Origin of the sequence: Roseovarius nubinhibens ISM (assembly GCF_000152625.1) — a bacterium.
In the GTDB taxonomy this organism is placed as follows: domain Bacteria; phylum Pseudomonadota; class Alphaproteobacteria; order Rhodobacterales; family Rhodobacteraceae; genus Roseovarius; species Roseovarius nubinhibens.
In genome coordinates this window covers 1,683,704-1,697,013 of record NZ_CH724156.1, presented here as the reverse complement: position 1 = coordinate 1,697,013, position 13,310 = coordinate 1,683,704, and the positions used below count along the sequence as shown (strand labels likewise).

The window sequence follows — 13,310 nt, the reverse complement described above, 5'->3', positions numbered from 1 at the left end:
GCGAGGCTCAGGCTTCTTTCAGCTCGTATTCCAGCGCCTTTTCCACCGCGCCGCGTGGCTTGGTGAAGCGGGCGAGGAGATCGTAGAGCACCGGCGTCACAAAGAGCATCAGGAAGGATGAGAGCGCCAGTCCGGCGATGATCACCGTGCCGATGGCGTTGCGGCTCTCGGCGCCGGCGCCGGTGGCGAGAAAGAGCGGCAGCGCGCCGAGGATGGTCGACAGCACCGTCATCAGGATCGGGCGCAGGCGCAGCACGGCGGCGAGGATCACGGCGTCGCGCACGGAGCGGCCTTCGTCGCGGAGCTGATTGGCGAACTCGACAATGAGAATGCCGTTCTTGGCCACCAACCCTATCAAGAGAATGATGCCGATCTGGCTATAGACATTGAGCGACAGCCCGCCCAGCGCCATGGCATAGATCGCGCCGGCGACGCCTGCCGGGACGGTCAGCAGGATGATCAGCGGGTGCATGAAGCTCTCGAACTGGGCGGCGAGCACCAGAAAGACGATCAGGAGCGCGAGGGCAAAGACCGCGTTGGCCCCGGCGGCGGTGTCCTTGAAGGTGCGCGACTGGCCCTCGAAGCCGAGCTTGCCCTCGGCGGGGATGATCTCGGCGGCGAGGGCTTCGATCTCGTCCAGCACGGTGCCGAGATCGGCATCGGGGGCGAGCGCGCCGGAGAGCTGGATCGAGGGCAGCCGGTCGAAGCGGCGCAGCGACGGCGCGGCGGCGTTTTCGCGCACCGAGATCAGCGCGCCGAGCGAGACGAGGGTTTCGCCATCTTCCGAGCGGATGTGGATGTTTTCGAGATCAGTGGCATAGCGGCGGTCGGCGTCGCGGGCCTGAATGATCACCGGGTATTCGCGGCCCCGGCTGATGAAGGTGGTGGCCTGCCGCGAGGCGAGCATCGCCTGTGTGGTGGAGGCGATGGTTTCGATGGAAATGCCGAGGTCGTCGGCGCGGGCGCGGTCGATCTGCACGTCGAGCTGCGGCATGTTCTGTTCAAAATTGATCTCGGGATTGACGAGCCCGTCGATCTCTTCGGCGCGCTCGAGCAGGGCGAGGGACCAGGCCTTGACGCTGTCGAAATCCGGGCCGCTCACCACGACGCGCACGGGGGTCGAGTTGCCGCGCAGCCCGAGGCCCGCCGGGGTTACGGGGAAGCCGCGGGCGCGGGTGACATGGCCCATCTTGGGGGCGATGGCCTGGGCCACTTCGGCGGCGGTCATGTCGCGTTCGTCCCAGGGCACGAGGCGGAAGACCACGAAGGAGCGCCAGGCCCGGTTGCCCCAGCCGGAGAAGGTAAAGACCGTGGCGATCACGCCTTCGTCGCGCAGCGGTTTCAGGAGGGCTTCGACCTCTTGGGCGGCGGCGTCGGAATATTCGACGGTGCTGCCCTGCGGAGCGGTCAGCGGCACGAAGCCCACGCCGCGATCTTCGCGCGGGGCAAGCTCGCGTGGCAGGGCGTCATAGAAGAAGGCCGCGCCGCCGGTCACCGCCACGGCGCAGAGCACCACCACGAGCGGCATGTTCACCGCCCGATGCAGGAGCGCCGCATAGGCGCGCTGCACCCTTCCATTGGGGGTGTCGGGGTCCTGGGGGGCGGTGCCGCGGCCCTTGCGCAGCACTTTGGAGGCGAGCGCCGGGCAGGCGGTAAGGGCGACAAAGGTCGAGATGGCGACGGTGCCCGCCATGACCCAGCCAAATTCGATGAAGAGGCGGCCCACCTGCCCCGGCATGAAGGAGAGCGGCACGAAGACCGCGATCAGCGTGACCGAGGTGGCGAGCACGGCGAAGGTCACCTGCCGCGCGCCCTTGATCGAGGCGACGAGCGGGCTCTCGCCATTCTCGATGCGGCGCTGGATGTTTTCGAGCACCACGATGGCGTCATCCACCACGAGGCCGATGGCCAGGAGCAGCGCCAGCAGGGTCAGCGTGTTGAGCGAAAAGCCCCAGGCGCCGATCAGCATGAAAGAGCCCACCAGCGACACCGGGATGGTGATCGCGGGGATGAGCGTGGCGCGGAAGCTGCGCAGGAAGAGCAAGATGACCAGCACCACGAGGCCGAGCGAGATGACCAGCGCGTTCACCACTTCGCGGATCGAGGCCCCGACAAAGAGCGCGTCATCCGAGCCTACAAGGATTTCCATCCCTTCGGGCAGGGTCGGGCGGATCTTGTCGATCTCGGCGCGCACGGCCTGGGAAATCTGCAGCGTGTTCGATTGGCTCTGGCGTTGCACGGCGATGCCGACCGCATCGCGGCCATCGCTGCGGGCGATGGTGGAATCATCGGCGACGCCGGGTTCGATCCGGGCGATGTCGCCGAGGCGGACCGGGTAGCCCGCGATCCGGTCGAGCACCACATCGCGGAAGTCGTCGATGCTCTGCAGGCGGCTGTTGAGCCGGACGCTCAGCTGGCGGTCCTGCGAGGTCACTTCGCCAGCGGGCAGTTCGACATTGTTGCGGCGCAGGGCGTTTTGAACGTCGGCCACGGTGAGCTTGCGCGCAGCCATGGCGCGGCGGTCGAGCCAGATACGCACCGCAAAGGAGCGTTCGCCATAGATCCGCAGGCTCGCCACCCCGTCGAGCGTGGCGAGGCGGTCGGCGATGAACCGGTCGAGATAATCGGTGATCTCGGCGGTGGTCATGCGGTCCGAAACCACGGCGAGGCGCATCACCGGATCGGCGTCGGCATCGCTTTTCTCGACCTCGGGCGCGTCGGCCTCTTCGGGTAGGTCATCGCGGATGCGGCCCACCGCATCGCGCACGTCATTGGCGGCGACATCGACATCGCGCCCGGCCTCGAATTCGATGGTGACGCGGGATTGGCCCTGACGGCTCTCGGAGCTGATCGAGCGGATGCCCGAGATCGAGGCGACCGCGCCTTCGACGGTTTCGGTGATGTCGGTGTCGATCACTTCGGAGGTGGCGCCGAGATAGCTCGTGGTGACGGTGACCACGGCGTTGTCGACATCGGGCAATTCGCGGATCGCGATGCCGCCGAGCGCGCTCAGCCCGAAGACGATCAGCAGGAGGTTGGCGACCGTGGCAAGCACCGGGCGGCGCACGGAGATGTCAGACAATGTCACGATTTGATCTCGCCACTGTCCGAGGCGAGCCCGGAGAGGTTGATGATATCCACGTCAGAGCCGTCGCGGACCCGGTGCAACCCGCGCGTCACGACCTGATCGCCGGGTTCGAGCCCCTCGCGGATCGAGATCATCCCGTTGCGGCGGGGGCCAGTTTTGACGGTGACGCGCTGGGCCTTGCCGTCGATGACGGCGAAGACATAGGTTTCGGCGGCCTGAAAGACGATGGCCTCTTCCGGCACCACGGTTTCATCGGATTGCGAGAGCACGAGTTCCAGCGACATGAACATGCCGGCGGGCAGTGTGTCGCCCGGGTTGGGCACCACGGCGCGGGTGCGGAAGGCGCGGCTCACCGGGTCGATGCGGCTGTCGACCTCGCTGATCGTGCCGATGAATTCCTGATCGGGGAAGGCGACGCTGGTGGCGGTGATCTTCATGCCGGTTTTGATGCGGGAGAAGAGGGTTTCGGGGATCGAAAACTCGATCTCGACCTCGGAGAGGTCATCGAGCCGGGTGATGAAAGTGCCGGCGCTGACGCGGGCGCCTTGGTCCACCTCGGCGAGGCCCAGAGTGCCGGCAAAGGGCGCGAGGATGGTGCGTTCGGCGAGGCGCTGTTCGGCGCGGTCGACCTGGGCGCGGGCCTCGGCGAGGCGGGCGACGGCCTCTTCGCGGGCGGCCTCGGAGACGGCGTTGGATTGGCGCAGCTGGGTGAGGCGGGTCAGCACGCGGTCGCGTTCGAGAAACCGCGCCTGTGCCTCGGCGAGATCGGCGCGGGCGATGACATCATCGAGCCGGATCAGCACCGTGCCCTCTTCGACGCGGTCGCCGGGGGCGATGGCCATGGCCTCGATCCGGCCGTCGGCCTCGGGCACGATGTCGACCGATTGGCGGGCCCGCGTGGTGCCCACCGCCTCGACCGTTTCGCGCATGGTTTCCACCGTGGCGCTGGCGACCTCGACCTGTGCCGGACCGGACGCCCGCCGGCCCGCCTGCCCTGCCCCGTCCTCGGGCGCGATGTAGCGCCGGTGGGTTTCATAACCTGCAAAGGCCAGCAGACCGAGAAGGGCGAGCAAGAGGATCTGTTTCCAGATGGACATCGGTTCGGGGTTCCGTCTCTAAATCGTGATCGGGCGCATGCGCTTGAATAGCATAAAATAGCCATGGCAGTGTAGCAGCATCACCCTGCCCGGTATACAAGCGACAGCCCCGGCCCACGGAATTGTGTGTGCCGATCAGACGGATATCAGGCGTCGGACGGGTCTTTGCCCAATTTGAAGTCAGGCAGCATATCCAGCGCCTCGCGCAGGGCCTGCCCCCAGCCTTGCGAGATCGACAGGAAATACGGATCGTCACCCGCGACGCGTCCGGTCTGGCCGGTGCAGAGGCTGTCGGCCTCGTAGCAGTGAAAATCGAACGGCGCGCCGACGGTGAGATTGGCCTTGAGCGTGGAATCAAAGCTCACCAGCAGGAGTTTCATGGCGGCCTGAAAGCTCATCTTCGGGTCGTAGGCGCGCACGAGGATGGGGCGGCCGTATTTCGTCTCGCCGATCTGAAAGAAGGGCGTGTCGCGGCCGGCCTCGATGAAATTGCCTTCGGGGTAGATCAGGAAGAGCCGGTGGGGGCCGCCCTTGATCTGGCCGCCGAGGATGAGCGTGGCGTTGAAGGTGCTGTCGGCCCGCTGCCCGGTGTCGGCATGTTGGGCGATCACCTCTTTGAGCGTGTCGGCCACCATGCGCGCGGCCTGAAACATCGACGGCACGCCCAGCAGTGAAGGCGCGCGGTCGCCGGGGGATTTGCTGCGCTCGTCCAGCAGGCTCACCACAGCCTGAGTGGTGGCGAGATTGCCCGCCGCCATCAAGGTGATCGAGCGGTCGCCCGGGGTTTCCCAGATCGCCATTTTCCGAAAGGTCGAGATGTCGTCGAGCCCGGCATTGGTCCGCGTGTCCGACATGAACACGAGGCCCCGTTCGAGCATCATCCCCACGCAATATGTCATCCGGGTCTTCCTATTGCTGAACCACGTCAATGGCGACCGAGAGGGATTCGCCCGTGCCGCCGATACGTGTTCCCGATACCGGGGCAACCTCGGCATAGTCCAGCCCCGTTGCCACACGAACGTAGCGTGTGTCGGGGGAAATCCCGTTGGAGACGTCGAAGCCGACCCATCCGAGCCCCTCGACATGGGCCTCGGACCAAGCGTGCATCGCCTCTTGGGCGGTGCGGTCGTCGAGCATCAGATAGCCCGAGACATAGCGCGCCGGAAACCCCAGCGCGCGGGCGCAGGTCAGGAAGATATGGGTGTGATCCTGACAGACGCCCTTGGCCGCGGCGAGGGCCTCTTCGGCGCCCCAGGCGACGTCGGAGGCGCCAACCTCAAAGGCGACCCGTTCGCGGATGAGCCGTGACAGGTGGTGCAACCGGTCGAGCGGATCGGCCTCGGGGATGTCGCGCAGGAGGGCGCGGATCCCCTGCCCCGGTTTGGTGCGCGGGGTCGATTGCTCGTAGAGCCAGAGCGGCGCTGCCCCGCGATGCGGCCCGAGCACGCCATGCGTGTCGGTGACCTCGACCTCGCCCTCGCTCACCAGCGTCAGATCCTTGGCCTCGCGGTCAAAGCTGATCAACTCGACGCTGTTGCCATGGTGGTCCTCAAACCCCAATTCGCGGCGGCCGCCGGTCACCTCGGTGCGCCACGACAGCACCTCTTGTTGCGCCGAGCTGGGCGGCGTCTTGCGCAGCTGTTGCAGCCCGTATTTCACCGGCGTGTCGAATTGGTAGCGGGTTTCGTGACGAATGGTCAGGCGCATGATCTACTCGTAGAACCGGAAGTCGGTTTCAATCTGTCCCGAGAGCTCGACCAGGAGCCCGAGGAAGTTCTGGATGTATTCATGCAGACCATAGTCGAAAACCGCGTCAATGTCGTGGCTCAGATAGGTGCGTTCGATCTGCTGGGCCTTGGTCTGGGCCTCACCGAGCTTGGGCTGGCCGCTGTTGAGATAGCGCAGGTTGTCGCAAAGCTTGTTCATGCAGAAGGCCAGCGAGCGCGGCATCCGCCGGTCGAGGATCAGGAATTGCGCGATCTCGCGGGGGCCGCCGCTCGCGCCATATTCCATGCGAAAGCCGCCGCGGGCCGAGACCGAGCGCAGGATGGTTTCCCATTGCACATTGTCGAGCGAGGTGCCGACCGAGCTCGCCGAAGGGAGCAGCACATAGTATTTCACATCGAGAATGCGCGCGGTGTTGTCGGCGCGTTCGATGAAGGTGCCGAGCCGGGCGAAATTGTAGATATTGTTGCGCAGCATCGTGCCATGGGTCATGCCGCGCACCAGCGAGGTGCGCTGGCGGATGGCGCGGAGCACGCCGGGCAGATCGCGTTCGGCCACCTTGCGCGCCAAGAGATCGAGCGCGGCCATATAGGCGGCGTTGGTGGCTTCCCAGACCTCATGGGTGAGCGCGGTGCGCACCAGGCGGGCGTTCTGACGGGCGTTGTCGATGGAGGACATGACCGAGGACGGGTTGGCCCGGTCGCGCAGCAGCCAGTCGATGGCCGCCTCTTTGGTCATCTCGTCGCGGTTTTCCTCGAACTGATCGAGACTGCCTGCCGAGCGCAGCACCGATTGCCATTCGCCTTCGCCGGATTCGAGACGGGTGAGCGCGATGCGCTGGCCGGTCTCGATGAGCCTTGCTGTGTTCTCGGCGCGCTCGAGCGAGCGGTACATCCAGAACAGGCCGTTTGCGGTTTTGCCCAGCATGATCTCAGTCCTCCAGCACCCAAGTGTCCTTGGTGCCGCCTCCCTGGCTGGAGTTCACCACGAGCGAGCCCTTTTTGAGGGCGACCCGGGTGAGCCCGCCGGCGGTCACCTTGATCTGATCCGGGCTGACCAGAACGAAGGGGCGCAGATCGACATGGCGCGGGGCGAGCCCGCGCTGGGCGAAGATGGGCACGGTGGAGAGGCTCAGCGTTGGCTGGGCGATGTAATTGCCGGGCCGCGCGGTGAGCTTGCGGCGGAAGGCGGCGAGCTCTTTCTTGCTGGCGGCGGGGCCGATGAGCATGCCGTAGCCGCCCGAGCCATGCACCTCCTTGACCACCAGCTCGTGCAGATTGTCGAGCACATAGGCGAGCTGATCAGGCTCTGAACAGCGCCATGTCGGCACGTTTTGCAGCAGGGGCCGTTCGCCGGTGTAGAACTCGACGATCTCGGGCATGTAGCTGTAGATCGCCTTGTCATCGGCAATGCCGGTGCCCGGCGCGTTGGCGATGGTGATGCCACCGGCGCGGTAGACATCGAGAATGCCCGGCACGCCGAGCTGGCTCTCGGGGTTGAAATTGAGCGGGTCGAGGAAATCATCATCGACGCGGCGATAGAGCACGTCGATCGGTTTGTAGCCGCAGGTGGTGCGCATGGCGACGCGCCCGTCGACGACGCGCAGATCATGGCCCTCGACCAGTTCGACGCCCATCTGATCGGCGAGGAAGGCATGTTCGTAATAGGCCGAGTTGTAGATGCCGGGGGTCAGCACCGCCACCACCGGGGTGTCGGTGGTCGCGGCAGGCGCGCAGGCCGCCAGCGAGCGGCGCAGATCGGTGGGGTAGCTCTGGACGCCCTTGACCCGGTTCTTGGAAAAGAGCTCGGGGAACATCTGCAGCATGGTTTCGCGGTTCTCGAGCATATAGCTCACCCCGCTCGGGGTGCGGGCGTTGTCCTCGAGCACGAAGAATTCGTCCGGGCCGGTGCGCACCAGATCGGTGCCGACGATATGGGTGTAGACGCCGCCCGGTGGCGAGACGCCGATCATCCGAGGCTCGAACGCGGCGTTGTCGCTGATCATTTCGCGGGGGATGCGGCCCGCCTTGATGATTTCCTGGCGGTGGTAGATGTCGTGCAGGAAGGCGTTGATCGCGCGCACCCGCTGTTCGATCCCCTTGGTGACGCGCGACCATTCGCGATCCGAGATGATGCGCGGGATGATGTCGAAGGGGATGAGCCGCTCTTCGGCCTCGGCGCGGCCATAGACGTTGAAGGTGATGCCGGTCAGGCGAAAGACCTCTTCGGCCTCGCGCTGCTTGGCCCGCAATCGTTTGGGATCTTCACCGTCGAGCCAGTCATTGAAGGTTTGATAAGGCTCTCTGAGCCGTTCATCTGACCCCCACATCTCATCGAAACCCGGCGCTGCCACCATACCAAACCCCTCCTTGTTACGGGATTATGAGGCGCAGAACCGTGGGAAATAACCAGAGCCGATTGGCGAAAATGCGCAATAAATCGCCGGAAGCGCCCGACTCGCGGGCGTTTCGCATAAATTTTAGGCGCTACTCGCGTCTGGCGGGCGTCGAGGCGGTGGCTACGCCTCGACTGTCGTGGCATTTCGCCGCCGCAGCTGAATCAGCAGGATCGGCAGCATCAGCGCCAGCCCCAGCCCCATGGTCATCAAGCCCGGCGCGATGAAGAGGAAGGAGACCAGCGCCACCCACCAGCGTTCCCATGTCTTGAGCCCCGCGATCAGATAGCCCGAGAAGGCCACGCCCAGCGAGGCGATGCCCAGCATCGCCCCCAGCAGCGTCACGGTGAAGGCCCACCATGTGAACCCGTCGGCCACCAGCAGGAGCGCCGGAGAATAGACGAAGACGAAAGGCACCAGAGCCTTGGCGATGCCGAGGCGGAAGGCGGTGTTGCCGGTCTTGAACGGGTTCGATCCGGCGATCCCGGCGGCGGCATAGGCGGCGAGGGCAACCGGTGGCGTGATGTCGGCCAGCACCCCGTAGTAGAAGACGAAGAAATGCGCGACGAGCGGTTCGACCTGAAGCTGGGCCAAGGCCGGGGCCGCGACCGCCACGAGGATGATATAGGTGGCGGTGGTCGGGATGCCCGCCCCCATGATGATACAGGCGATGGCGATCAGGATGAGCGAGGTGAAGAGCGCCCATTGCGTCACCGTGAAATAGCCAAGGATCGGCAGCGTGCTCAGCATCGTGCCGATGTCGGTGGCGGTCTGCACCACCACATAGCCCAGGCGAAAGCCGACGCCGGTGAGGGTCACCACGCCGACGACGACGCCGACGGTCGCCGCCGCAGCACCGACGGCCAGCGTGTTCTTGGCCCCCGAGGCGAGCCCATCCCAGAGGTCCCGCAGGCTCAGCCGGTGGGTCGGGTTGAGAAAGCCCACCACGACGCAGGCGATGATGCCGTAAACCGCCGCGAAATCGGGGGTTTTGCCGGAGAGGATGAGATAGACGAGGATGATCAGCGGGATCAGGCTCAGCCAATGGTCCTTGAGCACCAGACCCATCTTGGGCAGCTCTTCGGCGCGCAGGCCGCGCAGGCCGAGTTTCTTGGCCTCGAGATGCACCATGATAAAAATGCCGAAGTAATGCAGCAGCGCCGGGAAGAGCGCCGCCGCCAGCACATCGCGCAGCGGGATTTCGAGATATTCGACCATGATGAAGGCCGCAGCCCCGAGGATCGGCGGGGTGATCTGGCCGCCGGTCGATGCGGTGGCCTCGACCGCGCCGGAGAAATGCGCGGGATAGCCCACCCGCTTCATCGCCGGGATGGTGAGCGCCCCGGTGGTCACGGTATTGGCGATGGACGAGCCCGAGATCGTGCCCATGAAGGCCGAGGAAAAGATCGCCACCTTGGCCGGGCCGCCGGAGTAGCGCCCGGCGATGACCATGGCGAGATCGATGAACAACTGCCCAAGCCCGATCCGCGTGGCCAGCACTCCGAAGAGGATGAAGAGAAAGACATATTGCGCCATGACACCGATGGCGATGCCGTAGATCCCCTGATTGGTCATGTAGAGATGGTTGATGATGGCGAGCCAGGACGAGCCGCCATGTTTCAGCGCGCCGGGCATCCAGGGGCCGAAATAGGCGAAGGCGATAAAGATCAGGCCGATGATCGGCAGGGTCGGGCCGACGCTGCGGCGGGTGGCCTCCAGCGTCAGGACGAGAAGCGCGGTGCCCATGAAGATGTCGGTGGTGGACGGGTTGCCGACCCGCTGTGCCAGCGCCGCGGGCGACAGGAGCGGCAGGTACATGGCGGCCGCCACGGCGAGGAGGGCGAAGATGATGTCGAGGATCGGCACGCCGTCGAACCGATACCAGGCGCGGGGCGGCAGGGTGGCATCGCCCTTGCGCATGCCGAAGAGCAGGAACACCAGCCCGAGCACGAATGAGATGTGAATGCCCCGGTGCAGAAGCTCGCGCACGAGGCCAAAGCCCGAGGCGTAGAAATGATAGACCGACATGGCGACCAGCGCGGTGGCGATGACGAGGCCGAGCATTTTCCCCGTGGGCCGGAAGGCGGTTTCGGGATCGTATTTGCGTTCGATCTCGGCCAGCTGTTCCGGGGTGAGCTCTGGTGTGGTGTCGGCGGTCATGTCCAAATCCCTGATGGTGCACTCGAAAAAGCCCCGGGCGCCGAGACGCCCGAGGCCAGAAGGACAAAGCCTGTGCTTACTTCAGCACGCCAGCTTCGCGATAGAACCGCTCTGCCCCGGCATGGAGCGGAACGCCAACGCCTGCGAGGGCGGTGTCGAGCGTGATCGCCTGACCCTTGGCATGACCCACGTCGAGCAGCTTGCGCGACTCGTCGTTCCACAGGGCTTTGGTGATGTTGTAGATCAGCTCTTCATCGGCCTTGGCCGAGGTGAACCACTGGGCGCCAACGGCGACGGTGTCGACGCCTGCGACGCCTTCATAGGTGCCTTCGGGGATCTCCGAGGAGGAGAAGAAGCCGTATTTCTCGGTCAGCGTCGCGGCGGCATCGCCGTCGATCGGCACCAGCTTGATGTCGGCGGCAGAGGCCAGTTCGACAAGCGAACCGGTCGGATAGCCGGTGACGACGAAGAAGGCGTCGATCTTGCCGTTGCGCAGCGCCTCAGAGGCGGCGTTGCCCTTGAGCGCCTCGGGCGTCAGATCGTCGATGGAGAGCCCGTTGGCCTCCATGATCAGCAGCGCGTCGACATAGGTGCCCGAGCCCGGCTCGTCCAGCGAGACGCGCTTGCCGGCCAGATCGGCGACCGAGTTGATGCCACTGTCGGCCATGGCGACGAGGTGGATATGCTCCTCGAACAGCGCGGCGATGGTGCGCAGATCGGTTGCGGGCTCGCTGCCCTCCATGGTGCCGGTGCCGGTATAGGCCCAATAGGCCACGTCGGATTGGGCAAAGCCCGAATCCCGCAGGCCCGAGATGATGGCGTTGACGTTATCGACCGAGCCGCGCGAGGACACCGCCGAGGCGATCAGCCCTTCGACGCCGCAGGAGCCGCCATCGCCGCATTCGCGCGAACCGGGGGGTTTGGAGATGGCGTTCGCGATGACGCCGCCGATGGGGTAATAGGTATAGGCGGTACCGCCTGTGCCGATGGTAAAGAAGCGAAGCTCCTGCGCGACAGCCGTGCTGGCCATGCCGAGGGCCAGAACCGCGCTGATCGCAGCCGTTTTGAATGTGTTGATCATAAGATACTCCTTGTTGATCTTTACTGGGGTCGCATTTTGCCGGGCCGGATCGAATTGGCCTTTGGTCTGTGACAGGAGCGGCGGGTTGCTTGCGCTTACCATCGGCGGTCCTGATCGCTCTCACTGCTTGGGCAACCACCTGCACGATAGAGGAGCGGGGGGAGGGAATGCAAATACAGTCCGAGGGGCCGGGCCTGAAAAAGGCCGCGACACCAGCGGATTGAGCGCCGCGACCCGCGGGGGCGTGGCGCGCGCTAGCGGAAGGCGGTCGAGATTTTGCGCGGGCTCATCTGACGGTTGCGCCGCAGGCTGAACCAAAGGGCATGGGCGGCGGGGCTCAGGCGCTGCCGTCCACCAGTTTCAGCCCGACGATGCCCGCGACGATCAAACCGACGCAGGCCATCCGCATGAGCGAGACGGGTTCGGCAAAGATCACGATGCCGAAGATCACCGTGCCGACCGCGCCGATCCCGGCCCAGACCGCATAGGCGGTGCCGACCGGGATGCTGCGCGCGGAGAGGCCGACGAGATAGATGCTGAACACCGCGAGGGCGAGGGTCAGCACCGTGGGCACGAGGCGGGTGAAGCCGTCGGACAGTTTCAGCCCCATGGCCCAGCCGATTTCCAGCAACCCGGCAAAACAGAGAATGATCCAGGCCATCACGCGCCTCCTTACTTTGATGAAATGCGCGCCTCAGGCGGGGGTGCGGGGCGCGTCATCCGCGGTCGGGTAGATCCCGGCAGAGGTGGCCGCGCCATCGTCATGCTGCGACAAGTAGTCGACGATCACCGGCCGGTTGACGGCAAAGCCTTTGTAATCGGCCAGTTCGTCGGGCAGGTCGCGCAGCACGCGGTGCAGCCTGCGCCCCCATTTCGGGACGCTCACCAGATCTTCGAGATTGATCAGGTAGCACCGGATCGGAAAGGCCAGCGCATTCGATCGGGGCAGCCGCCAGAAGGTTTGCAGCTCGACCCGGAGATATTGTTTTTGCCCGACATTTTCGGAGGTGATGGTGCGCTTTTCCGGGCCCCATTTGTGATAGTTCTCGGGGCTGGTGTCGAGCCGGGGGTTGACGGTCATGGTCCAGTTCAGGCGGCGTGCCGGATTGTCCTGATTGATCTGCATCAGGAATTTCAGCGCACGCTGGAAAATGCCCATCTCATGCGCCTTTGGCACCGGGGCGTGCCATTCGAAGAAATTCATGCCGATGTCGAAATCGAGGCTCCAATCCGCCTGGCTGGTGACCATGCCGGCATCCATCCAGAGATTGTCTTCGCGCTGATCGAGCACGGCGAAATCGCCCTGCGCCTGGCGGGTGATATATTCCATCGGCCCATAGGGCAGCGTGGTCGCGTCGCCGAAGGTAAAACGCTGATCGATCCCGAGCGGCCTGTTGATCCAGTGCCAGCGGTCGCCATCGCAATGCAGCTCGAAAAGCTCGGGGTAATCCTCGGCCTTGGAGCGCATGATGAGTTCGAGCAGATCCCAGCCCGCCAGTTCCATATGCGGCAGCGATTGGCAGCGCAGCGGGTCCTCGGTCAGGGTGATCTCGCGGTCGCGCATTTCGCTGACGTAATGTTCGTCCACGTCAAAGCGCACGTTGAACGGCGTGCCCTCGGGGCCGGTTTTATGCGGCTCCATGTTGACCGAGTACATGTAATCGTCGCGATCAAAAGGGAAGGGAAACCGCGCAATCGCCTCGGGCGAGTTGAAGAAGGTGTAATCGTCGCGGAAGGTTTCGTCGTTGAACCGGATGGTCATCG

10 protein-coding genes are annotated in these 13,310 nt (G+C 64.9%); all 10 read right to left on the bottom strand.

Features of this window, described 5'->3' with window-relative positions; translation table 11 throughout:
- Positions 1-7 precede the first annotated feature (7 nt).
- The gene (locus ISM_RS08200) at positions 8-3,088 is read right to left on the bottom strand and encodes an efflux RND transporter permease subunit (RefSeq protein WP_009813669.1); all 3,081 of its coding nucleotides are present in this window, start codon (positions 3,086-3,088) and stop codon (positions 8-10) included.
- Positions 3,085-4,185 carry an efflux RND transporter periplasmic adaptor subunit gene (locus ISM_RS08195; RefSeq protein ID WP_009813668.1) on the bottom strand — a complete coding sequence of 367 codons (1,101 nt, stop codon included), beginning with the start codon at positions 4,183-4,185 and terminating at the stop codon, positions 3,085-3,087. Before ISM_RS08195 ends, ISM_RS08200 begins: the two co-directional genes overlap by 4 nt.
- 146 nt (positions 4,186-4,331) lie before the next feature.
- Positions 4,332-5,084: a proteasome-type protease gene (locus tag ISM_RS08190; RefSeq protein ID WP_040617962.1), complete on the bottom strand. Its 753-nt coding sequence runs from the start codon at positions 5,082-5,084 to the stop codon at positions 4,332-4,334.
- A 10-nt stretch (positions 5,085-5,094) separates the two neighbouring features.
- Positions 5,095-5,892, bottom strand: a complete 798-nt coding sequence (locus ISM_RS08185; protein ID WP_009813666.1) for a transglutaminase family protein — start codon at positions 5,890-5,892, stop codon at positions 5,095-5,097.
- Positions 5,893-5,895: 3 nt separating this feature from the next.
- Positions 5,896-6,837: an alpha-E domain-containing protein gene (locus ISM_RS08180; protein ID WP_009813665.1), complete on the bottom strand. Its 942-nt coding sequence runs from the start codon at positions 6,835-6,837 to the stop codon at positions 5,896-5,898.
- Between the two features lie 4 nt (positions 6,838-6,841).
- Positions 6,842-8,266: a circularly permuted type 2 ATP-grasp protein gene (locus tag ISM_RS08175; protein ID WP_009813664.1), complete on the bottom strand. Its 1,425-nt coding sequence runs from the start codon at positions 8,264-8,266 to the stop codon at positions 6,842-6,844.
- Between the two features lie 162 nt (positions 8,267-8,428).
- The gene (locus tag ISM_RS08170; protein WP_009813663.1) at positions 8,429-10,465 is read right to left on the bottom strand and encodes a TRAP transporter permease; all 2,037 of its coding nucleotides are present in this window, start codon (positions 10,463-10,465) and stop codon (positions 8,429-8,431) included.
- A gap of 76 nt (positions 10,466-10,541) precedes the next feature.
- On the bottom strand, positions 10,542-11,546 hold the full coding sequence (locus ISM_RS08165; RefSeq protein WP_040617961.1) for a TAXI family TRAP transporter solute-binding subunit: 1,005 nt from the start codon (positions 11,544-11,546) through the stop codon (positions 10,542-10,544).
- Positions 11,547-11,883: 337 nt separating this feature from the next.
- A complete protein-coding gene (locus ISM_RS08160) occupies positions 11,884-12,207 on the bottom strand; it encodes a DMT family transporter (protein ID WP_009813661.1) in 324 nt (107 codons plus the stop codon).
- Positions 12,208-12,240: 33 nt separating this feature from the next.
- Positions 12,241-13,308, bottom strand: a complete 1,068-nt coding sequence (locus tag ISM_RS08155; protein ID WP_009813660.1) for a heme-dependent oxidative N-demethylase family protein — start codon at positions 13,306-13,308, stop codon at positions 12,241-12,243.
- Positions 13,309-13,310: the final 2 nt, after the last annotated feature.